This window comes from Streptomyces sp. NBC_01431 (assembly GCF_036231355.1).
Taxonomy (GTDB): domain Bacteria; phylum Actinomycetota; class Actinomycetes; order Streptomycetales; family Streptomycetaceae; genus Streptomyces.
On sequence record NZ_CP109496.1, the window covers coordinates 1,181,177 to 1,200,233 of the forward strand.

General features: G+C 70.8%; 15 protein-coding genes, 1 tRNA gene and 1 pseudogene. 6 read left to right on the forward strand and 11 right to left on the reverse strand.

The window, feature by feature from the left end; genetic code table 11:
* The first annotated feature begins 41 nt into the window (after nt 1–41).
* Entirely contained in the window at nt 42–554 is a 513-nt protein-coding gene (locus tag OG522_RS05670) for a TspO/MBR family protein (protein ID WP_329461823.1), read from the forward strand.
* A 523-nt stretch (nt 555–1,077) separates the two neighbouring features.
* On the opposite strand, the gene OG522_RS05675 is transcribed toward OG522_RS05670, so the two are convergent.
* Together OG522_RS05675 and OG522_RS05680 are read right to left on the reverse strand one after the other, a co-directional pair.
* Nucleotides 1,078–1,151 (reverse strand) — tRNA-Pro (locus tag OG522_RS05675).
* A 274-nt stretch (nt 1,152–1,425) separates the two neighbouring features.
* On the reverse strand, nt 1,426–2,607 hold the full coding sequence (locus OG522_RS05680; protein WP_329461824.1) for a Gfo/Idh/MocA family protein: 1,182 nt from the start codon (nt 2,605–2,607) through the stop codon (nt 1,426–1,428).
* A 1,232-nt stretch (nt 2,608–3,839) separates the two neighbouring features.
* Here OG522_RS05680 and OG522_RS05685 point away from each other — a divergent pair.
* Nucleotides 3,840–5,045: an acyl-CoA dehydrogenase family protein gene (locus tag OG522_RS05685; RefSeq protein WP_329461825.1), complete on the forward strand. Its 1,206-nt coding sequence runs from the start codon at nt 3,840–3,842 to the stop codon at nt 5,043–5,045.
* 27 nt (nt 5,046–5,072) lie between these two features.
* Here OG522_RS05685 and OG522_RS05690 read toward each other — a convergent pair whose 3' ends face one another.
* The 5 genes from OG522_RS05690 to OG522_RS05710 are packed head-to-tail and all read right to left on the reverse strand — an operon-like array spanning nt 5,073 to nt 8,972.
* Nucleotides 5,073–5,636, reverse strand: coding sequence for a GAF domain-containing protein (locus tag OG522_RS05690; protein ID WP_329461826.1), 564 nt, complete (start codon nt 5,634–5,636; stop codon nt 5,073–5,075).
* Nucleotides 5,637–5,638: 2 nt separating this feature from the next.
* Nucleotides 5,639–6,256, reverse strand: a complete 618-nt coding sequence (locus OG522_RS05695; protein WP_329461827.1) for a GTP-binding protein — start codon at nt 6,254–6,256, stop codon at nt 5,639–5,641.
* Nucleotides 6,234–6,605 (reverse strand): DUF742 domain-containing protein, encoded by a 372-nt coding sequence (locus OG522_RS05700; RefSeq protein ID WP_329461828.1) that lies wholly within the window; start codon nt 6,603–6,605, stop codon nt 6,234–6,236. Before OG522_RS05700 ends, OG522_RS05695 begins: the two co-directional genes overlap by 23 nt.
* 2 nt (nt 6,606–6,607) lie before the next feature.
* The gene (locus OG522_RS05705; protein WP_329461829.1) at nt 6,608–7,042 is read right to left on the reverse strand and encodes a roadblock/LC7 domain-containing protein; all 435 of its coding nucleotides are present in this window, start codon (nt 7,040–7,042) and stop codon (nt 6,608–6,610) included.
* 7 nt (nt 7,043–7,049) lie between these two features.
* Complete coding sequence (locus OG522_RS05710; protein ID WP_329461830.1) at nt 7,050–8,972, reverse strand: ATP-binding protein; 1,923 nt, start codon at nt 8,970–8,972, stop codon at nt 7,050–7,052.
* Nucleotides 8,973–9,422: 450 nt separating this feature from the next.
* Between OG522_RS05710 and OG522_RS05715 the strand changes: the two are divergent.
* Nucleotides 9,423–10,614 (forward strand): annotated as a pseudogene (locus OG522_RS05715) (PP2C family protein-serine/threonine phosphatase).
* Nucleotides 10,615–10,626: 12 nt separating this feature from the next.
* Here the strand turns inward: OG522_RS05715 and OG522_RS05720 are convergent.
* The 3 genes from OG522_RS05720 to lgt all read right to left on the reverse strand — a co-directional run bounded on the left by OG522_RS05720 (nt 10,627) and on the right by lgt (nt 13,947).
* Nucleotides 10,627–10,803, reverse strand: a complete 177-nt coding sequence (locus tag OG522_RS05720) for a hypothetical protein (protein ID WP_329461831.1) — start codon at nt 10,801–10,803, stop codon at nt 10,627–10,629.
* Between the two features lie 77 nt (nt 10,804–10,880).
* Entirely contained in the window at nt 10,881–12,944 is a 2,064-nt protein-coding gene (locus OG522_RS05725; RefSeq protein WP_329461832.1) for a transglycosylase domain-containing protein, read from the reverse strand.
* A gap of 145 nt (nt 12,945–13,089) precedes the next feature.
* Nucleotides 13,090–13,947 carry a prolipoprotein diacylglyceryl transferase gene (gene lgt / locus OG522_RS05730; RefSeq protein WP_329467498.1) on the reverse strand — a complete coding sequence of 286 codons (858 nt, stop codon included), beginning with the start codon at nt 13,945–13,947 and terminating at the stop codon, nt 13,090–13,092.
* Nucleotides 13,948–14,307: 360 nt separating this feature from the next.
* Here lgt and OG522_RS05735 point away from each other — a divergent pair, with 360 nt between their 5' ends.
* The 3 genes from OG522_RS05735 to OG522_RS05745 all read left to right on the forward strand — a co-directional run bounded on the left by OG522_RS05735 (nt 14,308) and on the right by OG522_RS05745 (nt 18,153).
* Complete coding sequence (locus OG522_RS05735; protein WP_329461833.1) at nt 14,308–16,137, forward strand: bifunctional serine/threonine protein kinase/MFS transporter; 1,830 nt, start codon at nt 14,308–14,310, stop codon at nt 16,135–16,137.
* Nucleotides 16,138–16,308: 171 nt separating this feature from the next.
* Entirely contained in the window at nt 16,309–17,685 is a 1,377-nt protein-coding gene (locus OG522_RS05740; protein ID WP_329461834.1) for an efflux RND transporter periplasmic adaptor subunit, read from the forward strand.
* Between the two features lie 111 nt (nt 17,686–17,796).
* Nucleotides 17,797–18,153 (forward strand): hypothetical protein, encoded by a 357-nt coding sequence (locus OG522_RS05745; protein WP_329461835.1) that lies wholly within the window; start codon nt 17,797–17,799, stop codon nt 18,151–18,153.
* Nucleotides 18,154–18,283: 130 nt separating this feature from the next.
* Here OG522_RS05745 and OG522_RS05750 read toward each other — a convergent pair whose 3' ends face one another.
* Nucleotides 18,284–18,853: a histidine phosphatase family protein gene (locus tag OG522_RS05750; RefSeq protein WP_329461836.1), complete on the reverse strand. Its 570-nt coding sequence runs from the start codon at nt 18,851–18,853 to the stop codon at nt 18,284–18,286.
* Nucleotides 18,854–19,057: the final 204 nt, after the last annotated feature.

Consider the following 19,057-nt stretch of genomic DNA (forward strand, 5'->3'; position numbering starts at 1 on the left):
GTCGGGTCTCACCCCGCCACACCACGGGGCATACATCCGTTATGCGAGTTCTGACATCTTCCAGTCGCCATGAGGCGAAACGCCGCTGGCCCGCTTACGCGCTGGCTGCGGCTGCGGTGACGGCTACGGCGGTGACCGGCGCGCGAGCCGTGGATCCCAACAGCGCCTGGTACGAAGCCTTGTCCAAACCGCCATGGCAGCCACCCTCGTGGGCGTTCGGTGCAGTATGGACCCCCTTGTACGGGAGCATCGCCTTCGCCGCCGGGCACGCCGCGAACCGGACAGGTGGCGGCGAGCGCCGCCGACTGGTCGGGGCACTGGCTGCAAACCTGGCCCTGAACGCGTCCTGGAACTGGCTGTTCTTTGCCGCCAGGAGCCCCCGGGCCGGTCTCGTCGGCACCACCCTCCTTACCCTGAGCACTCTGGACGTCCTGCGGGTGACCGCCCGCGTCGACCGGGCCGCCGCGACGGCCCTGACCCCCTATGCGGCCTGGTGTGCCTTCGCCACCACCCTCAACGCCGACATCGTTCGCCGGAACGGCGGCTGCCGATAAGCCGTCCGGCCTGGCGGCCGGCGGCTTCCGCGCCTTCTGGAGCCTCCGATGCCGCTCCTCACCATGGCACGGCCGCGGCTGTCGGCTCCGGGGCTGAACAGCGATGGCTCACATCGAAGGGCTTCGGGGCGAACCAGTGGTCCGCGGCATGCGGGTCCGACAACGCGTCCGGAAGGACGGCAAGCAGGTCGCTGGTGTGCCCAACTCGCCCGGCGACTGGGCAGCCACTGGACCTGCCCACGTGCAGTTGATCGATGACAGATGCGTCCAGTGCGAACCCGCTGGCAAGGATCCCCCATCGCGGAAAGCAACCGTCCAACCCATTGCAGTGATCGTTAAGTCAGACACAAAGGAGAAATGGGGCATTCATTCACGGCACCGGCGCCGGGCAGCACCCAGCCCAGCCATCGAACCGTGAAAACCGTGAGACGAATGTGAGGGGCAGGTCCCGGAGCGCACCGGAGGCCGCTTCCTCGCGAACGAGAAAACGGCCTCTGACCTGCGACAATGGGATGAACCCTTGTCGGGACGACAGGATTTGAACCTGCGACCCCTTGACCCCCAGTCAAGTGCGCTACCAAGCTGCGCCACGTCCCGATGCCCGTCTGACCTGGGGTTTCCCCCCGGCCGAACGCGCATCAGAACAATACCGCACTTGGCCGGGTGGTCACGAACCCGATTCCGGGCCCGAGGTCCAGCCGCCCGTAGCATCGCCGTCACCCGGCGAGGGCGGCGAACCGACTCCGGGCACCGCTCCCCCCAAGCAGAGCGCCGCGCCGGGCGAAGGCGGCGAACCGACTCCCGGCACCGCTCCCCCCAGGCAAAGCCCGGTGGCGGCCGGTCCTCTCGGTCTCGCGTCCGCCTCCGTCCCCTACCGCTGCCCCCGCTCGAAGTACGCCACCAGTTCCGGGTCGAGGCGCGGGACCTCGCGCGGGGTGCCGCCGGCCCGCAGGGAGGATGTCGCCTGGTACCCCGCCGCCACCGCCATCCGGGCCGCCACCGGAGAGGTGTCGGTGACGCCTCCCTCGCGTACGAAGCGGAGGAACTCGTCGATGATCAGCGGGTCGGCGCCGCCGTGGCCGTGGTCGTCCTCGGCCTTGGGGATCTCGTACGTCTCGTCGGGCTCGGCGCGGTACTCGGAGCGCCGGGAGTTCCAGACCTTCACCTGGCCGCCGGGGCCGTCGCCGAAGTTCTCCAGGCGGCCCGCGTCGCCGATGACCGTGTAGTTGCGCCAGTAGTCCGGGGTGAAGTGGCACTGCTGGTAGGAGGCGAGGACACCGTTGTCGAGGCGCATGTTGAGCAGCGAGACGTCCTCGATGTCGATGACCGGGTTGAGCGCGCGCTGGGTGTGCGGGGGCCAGTGGCCGTCCTCGGTGTACCAGTCGTCCGTCTTGGGCTCGCCCGGGGCCCTGCGGTGCGGGTTGCCTCCGTACACCATGAGATCGCCCATGGCCTGCACGTCGCGCGTGTAACCGCCGGACAGCCAGTGCAGCACGTCGATGTCGTGGGCCGCCTTCTGGAGCAGGAGGCCGGTGGTGTACTGGCGCTCGGCGTGCCAGTCCTTGAAGTACCAGTCGCCGCCGTACCCCACGAAGTGGCGCACCCAAACCGTCTTGACGGTGCCGATGGCGCCGCGGCCGATGAGGTCGCGCATCATCCGCACCACGGGCATGTGCCGCATGTTGTGGCCCACGTACAGGCGGGTTCCGGTGTCGCGCGCGGTGTGCAGGATCTCGTCGCAGCGCTCGACCGTGATGTCGAGGGGTTTCTCCACGAAGGCCGGTTTTCCGGCGAGCAGGGCGGCGCAGGCGAGGTCGGCGTGGGTGTGGTCGGGGGTGAGAACGAGCACCGCGTCCAGGTCCGGGGCGTCGATCACCTCTCGGTGGTCGCCGGAGACGACCGCGTCGGGGAAGGCCGCGGCCGCCGCCGTACGGGCCCGGGGGTCGGGGTCCGCGACGGCGGCGACGGTCGAGCCGCGGCCCGGCCGGTGCGCGGTGCGCGCGATGGTGCCGCGCATGCCGTATCCGATGACGCCGATACGGAGGTCGGTCATTTTCAACTTCCTTCACGTCGGGCGGTGTTGCCCTGCGGCGGGCGGCGGGGCGCGGCGCTGGAGCGATGACCCACGGAGCGCCGGCGGCGCCGATACCGACGGGCATGCTGCGCATTGTTCTCGATGTCGGCCTCCGAGGCGGGTACATCGCGGCACCCGGCTCCTGGCGTCAGCCGGGCGGGCGACTGTGCGGGGCGGCCGGTGGCCGGATTCCTCACCACTTCCCCACACCTCGCGGGCCCCCGCGCCCCCATGCGGCGGCCGGGGCCGCCGGTCCGGCGCGGGCCTCGCCCATCGGGGGTGTCCGGATAGATTTGCTTCCCGGCCAAAACCCTTCGGTGGCGGGTGAGCGCAGCCGCGGCGGCGCTCGCTTCCGCATCCCGCACTTCGCCATGCGCCCCGCACCACCTTTTTGTGCCGTTCGCGCCGCACCGTGCCCCAACGCGCTGGTCATGAGCGTTGGCGTTCTGATGCGATCAGGGTGTTCGCGCTCTCACCGATGGTGATCGATTCCGTTGCGGCAAGCGGAAGTTGTGAAGCGGGGCGCCCGCAACACGCGGCTCTCGCGGGGCGGTGCCGTGCCGTCCGAGGCGTACTCCGCTCGGGCCGGCTCGCCCCGGAGCCGCTCGCACGGCCTTCGGACAGCATTCCGCCTCACCCCGCCCCGTACGGAAGGCGACAGGCCAGAGAGGGGGTCGCGGCACTCGCGCCGCGTTCCGGGACGATGGACGCCGACCGGCATCCGCAGGCCAACTCCTCTACAGTGCGGGGCGGTCCGCCACCCGACGCCACCCCAGCGGCGGGCAGCGTGTGGTCGATCCGTCAGCACGGACCTCGATCGTTCACCCACATGCAGGAAGGAGAGTCCAGTTCCGTCGATCTCGCAGCCGAATCGGTTCTCCGGCTGTCCTCGGATGTCACGAGTGTGGTCATCTGATTCCGTTTACTGTCCCTCAGTGCCACATAGCCACGAAACCTTTGCCGTGGGCATGTGGCAGAAGGGCGTGTGAAGGGGATGCAATCGACTCGGACCGAACGGGCCGGACCCCACAGAACACATCGCCGACCGCACGTCAACACGCCTGATTCTGGCCAAAGTTGACGATGAATGTTGAACGAGCCGAAGGTGATCAACAGCATGAGGGGGTCGGCCTCTTCGGAACGGGACCACTGCCGATGCACCACCTGCGCGGGTCATCCGCGACAGGCGTTTCGCGGAGGAGGGCTCACGGATGGACGCGCACTTCAGCAGCCGACTGCACCATCAACTCAGGGAAGACGTCAGGCACTTCGCGGAACGCGAGGTCCGGCCACGGATCGCCGAAATGGAGGCGGCCCGCACCGTCCAGCACGAACTGTCCCGGCTCATCGCCCGGCAGGGCTGGATCGGAGCCACCGTCGCCCCCGCATACGGCGGTATGGGGGTGGGGCACCTCGGCAAGACGATCATCATCGAGGAACTGTCCCGGGTCAGCGGTGCGATGGGTGCCATGGTGCAGGCCTCCCAGCTCGGCGTCGCCAAGATCGTCCACTTCGGCAGCGAGGAACAGAAGAAGACCTGGCTGCCCGCGGTCTCCTCGGGTGAGTGCCTGCCGACGATCGCGGTCACGGAGCCCGAGTCGGGCGGTCATGTGCTGGGGATGGCCGCGAGCGCGGTCCGCGACGGCGACGACTACATACTCAATGGCCGAAAAGTGTTTGTGGGCAACAGCCACGTCGGCGATCTTCACGGGGTGGTCCTCCGCACCGGACCCGGCTCCCGGGGGCTGTCCGCATTCCTGGTCGAGTCCGACCGGCCGGGCTTCTCGCTCGGCGAGCACCGCGAGTCGATGGGCCTGCACGGCTTCAGCTTCGGCGAGCTGTCCTTCGACAACTGCCGTGTCCCGGCGGCCAATCGGCTCGGCGAGGAGGGCGATGGGCTCGCCGTCGCGTACTCCTCCAGCGTGCTGTACGGGCGGGCCAACCTCACCGCCGTCTCGCTCGGCATCCACCAGGCGATCCTGGAGGAGACGGCCAGGTTCTGCACGGAGCGGATCCGCTACGGCAAGCCGCTGTACGAACTCCCCAACATCAAAATCAAGTTGGGGCAGTTGCAGTCCCGGCTGATGACGGCCCGTCTCGTCGCCTATCACGCGGTGCACCTGCTCGATCAGGGCCTGCCGTGCGACGCCGAGCTGATGAACGCCAAGGTGCTCAACGTGGAGTCGGCGCTGGATTCGGCACGCAACGCCATGGAGATCCACGCGGCGGCCGGTCTGTTCACCGACCGCCCCATCGAGCGCTATCTGCGCGACGCCCACCACATCTTCGCTCCGGCCGGCACCTCGGACGTACAGCTCCTGCGGCTGGCCGAGGTGGCTCTGGGCACGGCGAAGGGCCAGTGGTCACAGCGGCTCTCCGAAGTGGTGCGCACCGAGGAGCTGGCCACGGTCCACTGACCGTACGGCGGACGGGCGGGGCGGCGGTCAGAAACCGCCGTCCTCGCGCCGGTGGATCTGTTCCACCAGCTCCGCCGCCATCGACTTGATCGTTTCGAGCCCGGCCCGGCCCCAGGGCCGGGGCTCGGTGTCGACCACGCAGATCGTGCCGAGCGCGATGCCCGTGCGGTCGATGAGCGGCGCCCCCAGATACGAGCGGATGCCGATCTCGTCGACGACCGGGTTGCCCGCGAAGCGGGGGTAGTCGCAGACGTCCTCCAGGACCAGGGCTTTGCGCCGGACCACGACGTGCGGGCAGTAGCCGTGATCGCGGGCCATGATCCGGCTGACCCCGCCGGACGCGGCCGCGAGGTCGGAGCCGGTGTGCGTGCCGTTCGGGGTGTGGAGTCCGGCGAAGAACTGCCGGTTCTCATCGATGAAGTTGACCATCGAGAAGGGCGCCCCGGTCACCTCGGCGAGCTTGTGGGCGAACTCGTCGAAGGCGGGGTCGGGCTGCTCCCCTATCCCCAGCTGGCGCAGCCGCTGCACACGCACCGGCGCCTCCCGGTCGACAGGGGTGAGCAGCAGATGTCCGGTCGGGTCGTACGTCATAGTCAGGCTCCATGGCTGGTGGCTGCCGGAATGGTGGCGAGCAGGTGCTGGACGAGAGTGACCAGCGTGCGGATGCCGGAGCTGCCGATGCGGGCGTCGCACAGTACGACGGGGACCTCGGGCTTGAGGTCTATGGCGGCTCGCACCTCCTCCGGCTCGTAGCGGTAGGAACCGTCGAACTCGTTGACGGCGACGAGGAATCCGATTCCGCGCCGCTCGAAGAAGTCCACGGCGGAGAAGCATTCGTCGAGCCGTCGGGTGTCGGCGAGGATCACCGCGCCGAGCGCCCCCTCGGACAGCTCGTCCCACATGAACCAGAAGCGCTCCTGGCCGGGCGTACCGAACAGGTAGAGCACATGGCTGTCGTCGAGGGTGATGCGGCCGAAGTCCATGGCGACCGTGGTGGTGGTCTTGGACTCGACCCCTTCGAGGCTGTCGTGCGCCACGCTGACCGTGGTGAGCAGCTCTTCGGTGGAGAGCGGTTCGATCTCGCTGACCGCTCCGACAAAGGTCGTCTTGCCGACCCCGAACCCGCCCGCGATGAGGATCTTCAGCGCGGTCGGGAACAGGTCCACGGCGTCCCCGGCGGGGAGGGCTTCAAAGCCGTCGTCGTAGGCCATCGAGGACTGCCTCCAGCAGAGATCGGTCGGTGGGCGTGTGGTGGAAGCGGGGGGCCCGTGCGGTCACCGCCCCGCAGTCCACCAGGTCGGACAGGAGCACCTTGGTGACGACGGCCGGCAACCGCAGGTGCGCCGAGATCTCGGCCACCGAAGTGGGCCCCTTGCACAGACCGAGGGCCTGCGAGTGCTCGGGGCCCAGGAGTGCCTGGGGCACCGAGCCGGTGGCCATGACCTGGGAGAGCAGGTCCAGGGTCGCGGTCGGCCGGGTGCGTCCGTTGCTGACGGTGTAGGGGCGGATCAGCCGCCCGGCCGCGTCGTCGAGCCACGGCCCGTCCTGCGGGGCCGGCACGGTCAACTCCTCAGCCCGCTCGTTGATCCGGCTCCGTGCCTGGCCGGCGTCACGAGATACGGCCGTACGCTCTTGACGAGCATGGCCATCTCGTATCCCAGGACCGCGGCGTCGGCCTCCCGGCCCGCGAGGACCGCGAGACAGGTGCCGGAACCGGCCGTGGACACGAACAGCAGCGTGGAGTCCAGCTCCACCACCACCTGCCTGACCTCTCCCCCGTCGCCGAAGCGCGCCCCCGCGCTTCGGCCCAGCGAATACAGGCCGGAGGCGAGGGCTGCCATGTGGTCGGCGCTGTCGGTGTCCAGACCGTGAACGGATTTCACCAGACCGTCGGAGGAGAGCAGAACCGCATTGCGGGTGTAGGGCACCCGCTGGACCAGTCCGCTCAGCAGCCAGTCGAGGTCCGAGACGTGTCCGGTCGGCGCATCGCTCGCCATGGTGCATCTACTCCTTGGAGTGTTCGGCGTCAGTGTCCAACTGGTGCGCCTGGGCGGTGAGGTGGGTCGGCTGTGCGGAGTGGCTCTGCTGGGACTCGGCGAGCCCGATGCCCCGCTGGAAGGCGGCCATCAACCCCGGGTCGTGCAGGGCGTATTCGTCGTCCCGGCGCGGTGCGGGTGCGTCCCGCAGTTGGGGTACGAGGTGTTCCTGGCTGCGGCGCCGGGGCAGGTCGGGGCGGCCCATGGTGCCGCGCACGGAGCCGTTCTGGGCCGGCGGGAAGGGGGCCGGGCGGGGGTCGGCGGGCTCGGGGGCGGCGGCGTGCTGGAGGCCGGGAGGCGCGGCGGCCGGATTGGGCCGCTCGTCGTGGGTGCCGCGCACGGGCAGGGGCGCGCTGCCGTGGCCGGCCGTGGTCGGCTCGTCCAGGTGCGGGCGGGGCGCGGGCGGCAGGTCGTGGGCCGGCCGGGCCTGGTACACGGGCTCCGGAGGTACGGAGGCGAGGGCGGGCGTGGGAACGGCAGCCGGTACAGGGGCCGGTACGGGGGCCGGGCGAGGCGGCTCGGCGGGCCGGGCGACCTGGGCGGGAACCGGGACGGCGGGCATCTGGCCGGTCGTCTCGGTGGCCTGCTGGGGGGCGCCGTTCGTCTGGTTGAGGCCTTCCTGCTCGGCGCCCAGCAGACCCTGCGGCAGCACGAGTACGGCCTGCACTCCACCGTAGATGTTGGTCTGGAGGCGAACCGCGATGCCGTGCCTGCGGGCGAGGGCCGAGACCACGAACAGTCCGATGCGGCCGTCCTGGAGGAGGTGGGCGACGTTGACCTGGTCGGGGTCGGAGAGCAGCGCGTTCATCTTGTTCTGCTCGGTGACCGGCATGCCGAGGCCCCGGTCCTCGACCTCGACGGCCAGACCGGCCGTCACGTGCTGGGCGCGCAGCAGGACTTGGGTGTGCGGGGCGGAGAACACGGTCGCGTTCTCGACGAGTTCGGCGAGGAGGTGGATGACGTCGGCGACGGCGTGGCCGCGCAGCGTCCCGTCGATCGGCGGGACCAGTTTGACCCGGGGGTACTGCTCGACCTCGGCGATGGAGGAGCGCAGGACCTCGGTCATGGTGACCGGGTGCGACCACTGGCGCCGCGAGATGGCACCGCCGAGCACGGCGAGGTTCTCGGCGTGGCGGCGGATGCGGGTGGCGAGGTGGTCGACGTGGAACAGGCCCTTGAGCAGCTCCGGGTCCTCGACCTCGTTCTCCAGCTCGTCCAGGAGCTGGATCTCGCGGTGGACGAGCGACTGGAGCCTGCGGGCGAGGTTGACGAAGACCTCGACCTTCTGCTCGTTGCCGACGCTGCTGGAGAGCTGGGAGGCCTGCACCACGGCGACCACGGCCGCGTCGTGCGAGCGGGTCAACTCATGGGCGAGCAGCTCGAACTCGTCGGCGCCCGCCGGGAGTTGTGCCGGGGCGCAGCGCGCGGGCGGCCCTTCGCCGCGGCGCAGCGCCTCGACCACCGTACGGAGGTCGGCGGCGGAGCGGGCGCTGCCGCGGCGCAGTCCGTTGGCGCGGCCGAGCACTGTTTTGGCGGCGCGGTCCGCGCCGATTCCGGCCGCGACCAGTGCGGCGATCGCGAGCACGGCGAGGCCGGCCAGCGCCGCCCAGAGGCCCGCCGAGGGGTGCTTGCCGGTGGAGTGCAGGGTGAAGGCGACGGCGGCCGCGCCGCACAGCACCGCCACGGTGGCGGGCAGTACGGCGGCGCGCAGCAGCTGCGGGCGTATGCGGGACTCGGGCGACGGGCGCGGCCCGGGGGGCGTCGGAGCCCGGCCGGCCTGGGCCTGGTGGCCGTCGTCGGCGGGGGGCTGCTGCGGCCGGGCGGCGTTGCGGCCGTGCCGCCCGCCCTCGCGGCGGTCCGGCCGCGCGGCAGGTGCGCGGAGATGAGACATCGGCGTCCTCGGTGCGTGGGGTCCCAGGGATCATTGTGGCAGGCCCAACTAGGCTGATGTAGGGCCCGCATTGATCGGCGACCACTTACGGTAGTCGTCAATCCATCACCCTCGGTGCTCAGTTGGCAAAGTTCCACGCACAGCGTCCCGCTCTGGTATGACGCATCGTACGACAGAGCGATAACGTGCGGGATCTTCAACTGCCCACTACGGAACGGCTCATGCCATTTCCTGTCCCGGTGCGTTCCGTTTCGTGACGGTCCGCAGAAGCCACCGCGCCGTGACCCTGGATGGTGACGTGCCGCTACCGCGTAATGGCCGGAACGTGCTGCGACATGAGTTCGAAGAGCCGTGTCGGGCGCGGGCGGCGAGGGGCACCCCGCGGTGCCGCGTACGGGCGGAACGGGGGCACGGCTGTGAAACTGGCCGAAAGGAGGTGGTGGGGCAGCCATGGAGGCGGACGCCGCGGACCCGGAATTCGGCGAGCAGTTCCTGGAGGACATGCTCGCCCAGGCCCACGAGGCCACGCCGATGGACATCCCGGTGCTGGCGAACCGCTGCGCCGAGGCGTTCGGCATCGATGAGATCTTGATCTACCTGACCGACCTCCAGCAGCGCTGGCTGGTCCCGCTCACCGATGGGCTGCCGCCCCTGGACGTGGACGCCTCGCCGGCCGGCTGGTGCTACCGGACCGTTTCGCCACGGATGGAGGAATCGGGGAACGGTGTGTGCGTCTGGCTGCCCGTGGTCGACGCGCCGAACGGCTGGGGGTGCTCGGGGTTCGCACGCGGTCCCTGGACGCCGTCCGGCTGCGGCGCTGCCGGACGCTGGCGGGGATCCTGGCCATGGCGATCGCCTCGAAGCGGGCGTACAGCGACAGCTTCGCCCGGCGGGCCCGGACCGAGCCCATGCAGTTGCCCGCGGAGATGCTCCGCGCCTACCTCCCCCCGCGCACCATCGGAAACGCGCACGTCGTCTCGACCGCCGTCCTTGAGCCCGCGTACGAGATCGGCGGGGACGCCTTCGACCATTCACTCACCCAGTCCACGCTGCACGCGGCGATCCTCGACGCGATGGGCCACGACCTGGCGTCGGGCCTGACCACCTCGGTCGCCCTGGCGGGCTGTCGCAACGCGCGGCGGGCCGGGGCCGGGTGCCCGACCTTGTGGAGACCATCGACCAGGCCCTCGCCCAGTGGCTTCCCGACCAGTACTGCACGGGCATCCTCACCCAGCTCGACCTCGCCTCGGGCGTACTGAGGTGGTGCAACTGCGGACATCCGCCACCGCTGCTGATCCGCGCGGGACACGTCCTGGAGGGCGCTCTCGAACGCCAGGCCCAGCCGCCCATGGGCCTGCCCGCCCGGTTCAGCGACGAGGCGAGAACCGTCCACGAGATCGCGCTGGAGCCGGGTGACCGGGTGCTGCTCTACACCGACGGCGTCACCGAGTCACGTACCACGGGCGGCGGGGAGTTCGGCATGGACCGCTTCGCGGATTCCATCATCCGGGCGACCGCGGCGGGCGAACTCGCCGCCGAGGCGCTGCGCCGCCTCATCCACTCCATCCTCGACGGCGAGGGCAGCGATCTGCGCGACGACGCCACCCTGCTGCTCATCGGGTGGTCACCGCCCGGGACGTAGCGGTCGGCCCGGTCAGCGCCGACGCCGGCGCCCCGCCCAGGTACGGCCGATCCCGGCGATGTGCAGGGCCAGCAGCGCCAGGCCGATCAGCATGATGTTGGTGGACGTGAACACGTGGTTGGTCGCGATGTCGGCGGCGTTGACGAGGAACGCGATGAAGAAGACAACGGCCGCGCCTATGGCGAGCATGGGGTTCCTCCTCCGGGGTGCGAGGTGGTGACGGTCGAATACCCCGGCCGCCGGAAAGGAACCCTGCGGCACGGCTCCTACACCTTGCGCCCGCCGGGCAGCGGGGTCGTGGTCAGGTTTCCGGCGGGGACGCCGGCGAGTGCGCCCTCGATGGCGTCGCGCCAGACGGGGCCGGCCAGCGTGCCGCCGAAGGCCTGGCCGACGGTGGTGCCGCCGATGGTCTGGCCGTCGAGGTCCTGCGGGCTCCTGGTGTCGCTGACGACGGCCGCACCGGACAGTTCGGGCGTGTATCCGGCGAACCAGACCTGCTTGCTCTCGTCGGTGGTGCCGGTCTTGCCCGCGCTGTCGCGGTCGGTGAGCCCGGCGGGCTTGCCGGTGCCGTCCTGGACGACGCCCAGGAGCATGGTGGTGACGGTGTCGGCGGTCTGCGCGGACATCACCTGATGGCAGTTGGCCTGCGGCACCGCCATGTTCTGGCCGTCCGGCTTGGTCACCGAGGCGATGGCGACCGGCGTGCAGTACGTGCCGTGGTTGGCGAAGGTGGCGTACACGTTGGCCATCTCCAGCGGGGTGAGGTCGTTGCTGCCCAGCGTCAGTGAGGGGACCACCTGGAGTTTGGTGCCGCCCGCCTGCCCGGTGATGCCGAGCGCGTTGGCCATCTTCGCCACCGCGCACAGGCCGGTGTCGGCCTCCAGCTGGGCGAAGTAGGTGTTGACGGACTGGGCCATGGCGTCGGGCATGGCGAACGGTCCGGTCAGCGAGGGGCTGTCGTTGTGGACCTCGCCGTTCTCCGGGAAGCTGTTGCCCGCGCAGTCGGTCATGGCGGGCCAGGGCATGGAGTACGGGGACGGGTACTGCTGGTCGGGTGCCGTGCCGTTCTCCAGCGCGGCGGCAGCCACGATCGGCTTGAAGGTGGAGCCGGTCGGGAAGCCCAGGCCGCCGCCCATGTTCGTGCCGACGTTGAGGTTGATCTCGGTCTGGTGGGCGCCCAGGCCGTACTCGCGGCTCTGCCCCATGGCGACGATCTTGCCGGTGCCGGGTTGGACGAGGCTCATCACGGCGGCGGCGTCGTCCGTGGTGTAGGCGTGCGAGGTCACCGACTTCTGGAGGGCCTGCTGCGCCTTCGAGGACAGCGTCGTGCGGATCTGTAGACCGCCCCGTCGCCACAACGCCTGCCGGTCGGCCGCGGTCTTGCCGAACGCCGGGTCGGTCAGGACGATCCGGTGAACGTAGTCGCAGAAGAAGCCCTCGCCCTGCTGGGCGGTGATGCAACCCTGGCGCGGTGCGCTGACCTGGAGTCTGATCGGTGTACTGATCGCCTGCTCGGCCTGCGCGGCGGTAATCGAGCCGTACTGGGCCATCTTCGTCAGCACCGTGTCGCGGCGCTGCTTGGCAAGCCGGGAGTTGGTGACCGGGTCGTACATCGACGGCGACTGGACGAGCCCGGCCAGGAGCGCTGCCTGGGGCAGGGTGAGGTCCTTGGCGTGCACGCTGAAGTACCGCTCCGCGGCCGCCTCCACCCCGTACGCCTGCTCGCCGAAGAAGGTGATGTTCAGGTAGTTGGTGAGGATCTGGTCCTTGGGCAGGGTCTGCTCAAGCTCGATCGCGTAGCGCAGCTCCTGGATCTTGCGGCCGAGCGTCTGGCGCTGGGCTTCGAGGACCGCCTTCTGGTCACTGCCCGCCTGCTCGACGAAGACGTTCTTCACGTACTGCTGGGTGAGCGTGGAGGCACCCTGGGCGACGCTGCCGCTGGCCGCGTTCTTGTTCAGGGCGCGCAGCACGCCCTGAAGGTCGACGGCGCCGTGCTGGTAGAAGCGGTTGTCCTCGATGTCGACGAGCGCCTCCCGCATGACCGGGGCGATCTGGCCGCCGGGTATCACGGTGCGGTCCCGGTCGTAGACGGTGGCTATGAGGCCGCCGTCGCCGTCGTAGATCTGGGACGCCTGGGAGAGTGGCGGCGTCTTGAACTCGTCGGGAAGGCTGTTGAAGCTCTCCGCCGCGGACTTGGCGCCCAGGCCGAGTGCGCCGAAGGCGGGCAGCGCGATCCCTGCGGCCAGCGCGCCCGCCAGCACACTGACCCCGAGAAACCGGAAGGTACGGGTGATGGCGGATCCGGGCCGGCGGGAGCACGTCGAGGGCATACCGCGAAACATACGCACTACACCTATGAATTCCATCAAATAATCGTCTATGGAGGATGATTCCGGCCGCCCGGGGCTTCCACCAGGGCGTTCATCACCGCCACGGCGTCGGAAACAACCCCGTGCGGGTGCCTGCGGGGGCCGCTCAGCGCGCGGCGGAGTCCTCGTGTGCCGCCTCGGTGTCCGCCGTCGGGGGCGGTGTCTCCTCGGTCGCGGGGCGGCGGGTGGCGTACAGGTAGATGAGGGCGCCGACGAAGAGGGCCGCGGAGACCCAGTCGTTCAGGCGCAGGCCGAGGAAGTGGTTGGCGTGGTCCACCCGCAGTGCCTCGATCCAGGCGCGGCCCGCGGTGTACGCCAGCACATAGCAGGCGAACAGCCGCCCGCGGCGCGGCCGGTAGCGCCGGTCGAGCCACAGGAGCAGCGCCATGACGCCGAGGTCCCACAGTGACTCGTACAGGAAGGTGGGGTGGTAGAAGGCGACGGTGGGGCTGTCGTCGGGGCGGTGCGCGGGGTCGATCAGGAGTTTCCAGGGCAGGCTGGTCGGGCCGCCGAAGAGCTCCTGGTTGAAGTAGTTGCCCCACCGCCCGATGGCCTGGGCGAGCACCAGGCCGGGGGCGGCCATGTCCGCGAAGTCGGCGAGCCTGATGCCGCGCCGGCGGCAGCCCAGCCACGCGCCGACCGCGCCGAGTGCGACGGCGCCGGGGATGCCGAGACCGCCGTCCCAGATGTACAAGGCGCGGATGGGTTGCTGTCCCGCGGTGAAGTAGAGCTCCGGGTCGGTGATCACGTGGTAGAGCCGCCCGCCGAGCAGGCCGAAGGGCACCGCCCACACCGCGATGTCGGCGATGTCCTCCCGGTTGCCGCCGCGCGCGGCCCACCGGCGCCCGGTCAGCCACACCGCGACGAAGACACCGGTGATGATGCACAGCGCGTACGCGCGGATCGGCACCGGACCGAGGTGCCACACCCCCTGGGAGGGGCTCGGCAAATACGCCAGCGTCATGGGGGTCATCGCTCTCGCCGTACGATCCGGGTCATTCGCCCGGGTGTCCACCGACATTACCTCGGGCCCCGGACCCCGGCGGGAGGGCCTTGGTCGTGGGGTGCGGGACCGCTCGGCCGGCGTCGCGCCGTGGCGGCTGGACGCAGGTGAGGGTGCGGTGGGAATCGAACTTGCCGGCGGCCTTGTCCGACACGGCAGTTGTTCGCTCGTCGCGACGGCCGCGGCGAGCCCGGCGGGTCGCGTGGAGCCGGCCCTCGGCATGGGCGGGGCGGCCGCCGTGGCCTCCTGCCCCGCTGCCGCCGCTGCTTTTCTCTCGCCAAAATCGGCCAACAGGCCGTCCGTTCCGCTAACTTCCTGCGTGTGGACCAGCTGATCACCGCAGACCCGACACGCATAGGCCCGTACCGCCTCATCGCCCGCCTGGGCGCCGGCGGTATGGGGCGCGTCTACCTCGCCCGCTCCGACAGCGGGCGGACCGTCGCGGTCAAGGTCGTCCAGGACGAATTCGCCCACGACCCCGAGTTCCGCAAGCGGTTCGCGCGTGAGGTGGCCGCCGCGCGCCGGGTGGGCGGCGCCTGGACGGCGGCCGTGCTCGACGCGGACACCGGGGCCGCGGTGCCGTGGGTGGTGACCCAGTACATTCCGGGGCCCGACCTGCACACCGTGGTCGCCCAGGACTTCGGGCCGTTGCCCGAGCACTCGGTCCGCGTCCTCGCGAACCGTCTCGCCCTCGCGCTGCAAGCCGTGCACGAGGCGGGTCTGATCCACCGCGACCTCAAGCCGTCCAACGTCCTGGTGACCGTCGACGGCCCCCGCGTCATCGACTTCGGCATCGCGCGGGCGCTGGAGAGCCTCGCCGGGGACAGCCTGCACACCCGCACCGGCATGCTGGTCGGCTCCCCCGGGTTCATGTCGCCGGAGCAGGCCCGCGGCCTCGAACTCACCCCCGCCAGTGACGTCTTCTGCCTGGGCGCCCTCCTGGTCCACGCCGCCACCGGACGGCTCCTGTTCGGCGCCACGGACAGCGGCCTGAACGCCCACCTCTTCCGGATCGCGGAGGAGGAGGCGGACCTGACCGGCGTGCCGGATTCACTGGTCGGTCTCGTACGCGCGTGTCTGCACAAGGACCCGGCCGCGCGGCCCACCCCGCTGGAGGTGGCCGCGGGCACGGCGACCGACCGGGCCGAGGAGTGGCTCCCCGGTCCCGTGCTGGCTCAACTCGGCCGCCATGCAGCCCAGTTGCTGGACTACGCGCCCGAGGCAGCGCCCGCGCCACCGGCCCCGGTGGCGCCCGTGCCCGCGCAGCCGACGCCCCCACCGCCCGCGTACAGCCCGACGGCCCCGGCGGACTTCCGTCCCCTGCCCGGCTTCGGCCCGGCGTATCCGAACCCCGGCGCCGCGCCCGCGCCTTCGACCGATGCGTTGGGTCCTCACCCCCGGCGCTGGTGGGGCCTGCCCGCGATCGCGCTGGCGCAGTTGCTCGTAGTGCTCAATACGTCCTATCTGTCGGTGATGTTCGTGGTCGTCCGGGTCGTTCTGCACGTGCGCCAGCAGCAGATGACGACGCTGCTCCTCTCCTATGCCGTCCCCTTCGGCGCGCTGCTCCTCGTCGGCGGGCGCGTGGCGGATTCCATGGGCCGTAAACGGGCGCTGATCACCGCACTGGCCGGCTTCGCGGTGGCCTCCGCGCTCAGTGCCACGGCCGTCGACAGCGACATACTGATCGGCTCCGTGGTCCTGCAAGGTGCCTGTGCCGCTCTGCTGTGGCCGTCGGCGCTGTCCCTGCTGGCCACCTCCTTCCCCGACCCGAGGGAACGCGGCGCGGCCTTCACCGTCTTCGGCCTGGTCGTCGCAGGGGGCTCGGTGGCCGGACTGCTCTCGAGCGACGGTCTGTTCAGGATGCTGAACTGGCGCCTCTTCCTGTACGCCGATGTCCTGGTCGCCGTGGTCGCCCTGATCGCCACCGCCGCTCTGGTGCACGAGAGGCGGGGAGGTGGCGCGGTGCGCCGGAACACGTTCGGTGCGGCGCTCGCCACCGGCGGTCTCATCACGCTCGCAGGCGGCTTCGCCAACCTGGAGGTGTGGCGCTGGACCATCCCGCTGATCGCCGTCATGTCGATCGGGGCCCTCCTGCTGCTCGGCGGGACCTTCGTGGCGTGGCGGACCAGGACGTCGAGTCCGCTGCCCTAGGGCTTCGAGGCCGGGGCCACCGGCCCTTGCCCACCATGGGGGTTGACACCTGGGGGCCTTCCGGCCTGTCCGGCGACCCCCGCCACAAGATCGTTTGGCGGGGGTCCTTGGTCCGGAAGCTTGGCCGGGGGGACATGTCATGCGTGCGGGGTTCCTGTCAGGCTCCTGTGTATGAAGGTCCTTCCACGGCTGCCCCGAGCCGTTCTGCTGAACTCGGCGCTCGGCGTAGTGCTCCTTGCGGCCCTGGGCGGTGCTTACGCCGCGGTGAACTCCGACAGCACCACTGCCACCCCCCGGACGGACAGCCGCACGGTCGCCGTCTCCACGGGAAAGGTGCAGGCCACTGTCACCGGGTCCGGTTCGCTGGCATCGCCGAGCGATGCCGGAGTGAACTTCACCACCGGTGGGCAACTGTCTGAAGTCGCCGTCAAGGCCGGTGACAAGGTCAGCAAGGGGCAGGTGATGGCCAAGGTCGACGACACGGCGGCGCGCCAGGCACTCGCCCAGGCCAAGACGTCGCTGACCGCCGCGAAGGCGAACCTCACCAAGGTGACGGAGGGTCAGCCGGCCAGCCCGCCGGCCGGCTCCGGACCCAACCCCGGGAATAGTCCGAGCCACGATCCCTCCCCCTCACCCACTCCCTCCACGAAGCCCAGCCCGAACCCGTCGCCGTCCAAGCCGACACCCACCCCGTCGGCCACCATCACCCCCGCGGGCGTGCCCTTCGCCGGGATATCCGTCCGCAACGCGGCGTATGTCGACGGGGCCCCCGCCGCCGCCCCGTCGGTCGATCCCGCGCTGCTCCTCCAGGCCCAGACGCAGGTGGCCCAGGCGCAGAGCGCGGTGGACAACGCCCAGCGCACGCTCGACGGGACCGTGCTGACCGCACCGGTCGACGGGACGATCGCATCGGTTGGTGCGGCCGTCGGCCAGACCGTGGTGGGCACGACCTACACGTCCGGAGCGGGCGCAGCTCCCGGTTCGGCACCGGGGCAGGCGCCGGGCCAGGCACCCGGCACGACGGGCGGCACCGGCACCGGTGGCGGCTCGCCCTCGCCGAGCGGTTTCATCGTCATCACCAATCCCACCGGGATGCAGGTGAAGGCCAACTTCTCGGAGGCCGACGCGCTCCGGCTGAAGCCGGGCCAGTCGGCCACGGTCACCCTGAACGTCCAGGCGGGCACCGCGCTCAACGCGAAGGTCCTGTCGGTCAGCACGCTCGCGATGAGCGGTGGCGCTGGTGGCGCCGCGCAGTACCCCGTGACGTTCGACATCACGAGCGCGACGAAGGATCTGCACACCGGGCAGAGCGTCAGCGTCCAGGTGGTGTCGGGCGAGGCGGCCGAGGCTCTCTACGTGCCGACGGCGGCATTGAGCGGCACGGGCCCCACCCGCACGGTGACGGTGGTGGGACCGGACGGCGCCGCGCACCCCGCGTCGGTGACGGTGGGCGTCGAAGGAGACACGAACACCCAGATCACCAGCGGACTGACGCAGGGTCAGAAGGTACGGGTCACCACCGTGGCGCCGTCCGGCCACAGCGGCTAGCAAAGCCGCCGCGCCCCCGGTACCGATCCGGAGCCGGGGATCTGCTTGCGGCCGCCTCCAGGATCCTCCAGCACGACCGCAGCACCATACGGACAAGGGAGTACCGAGATCATGGTCCCAGACCGTGACGCGTTCACGAAGCCAGACGGCCAGGACCCCGCGCAGGTCTCTCAAGCCACCGCCCCCTCGCCCGTGCCCGACCCGGCTCCCGCGGTGGCTGGCGAGCAATCCACCGCGGGCAGTGACATGTCGGCCCTCTCGGCCGGCGAAGGCGCCGGAAAAGCTCCGGCCGCCTCGAAGGGGCGCACGCCGTGGCGGGAACTGCCGTGGCTGACACTGCTCCTGGCCGTCGGCGTGATGACGGTACTGGGCTTCATCGCGGGCGTACTGGTGGAGAAGCACCATCTCGACGCGCCGGACAAGCCCGCACCGGCCGCGGCCCCGCACACCTCCGCCAACGGAAGCTGATCCGTTCGAGGGCCGGGAAGGAAGCCAGGCTTCCTTCCCGGCCCTTGTCGTATTCCCGGGGCCTGCGCAGGGGCGGTCTCGCCAGCCGCAGGGCGGGGAATCCGCCTCGATCGCGGGCGCGCTAGGCGGGTCAGGGCGCCAGCGGCCGCCCGCACCGCAGGTTCCAGCGCCCCGCCCGGCCGCTGAGTTCGGTGACGGTCAGCGCCGTCACGTCCAGGCGCCAGAACACCGTCGGCGAAAGCGCCAGGGCCCGCACGAGCGCCGCCCGCACCACCGACGGCTGGACGACCGCGAGGACCCGCCCGCCACCACCGGACACCTCCTCCAGCCAGCCGTCGACGCGGCCGCACAGATCGATGAGCGACTCGCCGCCGTGCGGAGCCGCCGACGGATCGGTCAGCCAGGTGGACACCGCGTCCGGCTCGGCGGCGCTCACCTCTTCCAGGAGCCGCCCGCGCCAGCGGCCCGTGTCCCAGTCCGCGAGAGCCGGTTCGGGCGTGGCCCGCAGGCCAAGGGCGGCGGCGGTCGCACGGCAGCGCCGGGACGGCCCGCTCAGGTACCGGTCGGCGCCGGGTACCGCGCCGCGGACAGCCTCGGTCCGTCTCCTCCCCTCCCCGTCCAGCTCCGCGTCGTCGTCGAACCGGGCCTCGCGCAGCGCCTCGCTCATCGCCGGTGAGACCAACATCACCCGGGCCGTCACCGTCACATCCTCGCCGTGTCACTGTTCATGTCCCCAGCACATCACGGCGGTTGGCGTGCTTCGCACCACCGCGCGCCGTAGCGGAGCGCGGCCGGGGACGGTACCGTCTGGTGGACATGACGAAGGTGTGACGGAAGCCCGGTGAGAATCCGGCACGGTCGCGCCACTGTGTACCCGCACCCCGTGCGGGAAGTCAGACCCAGC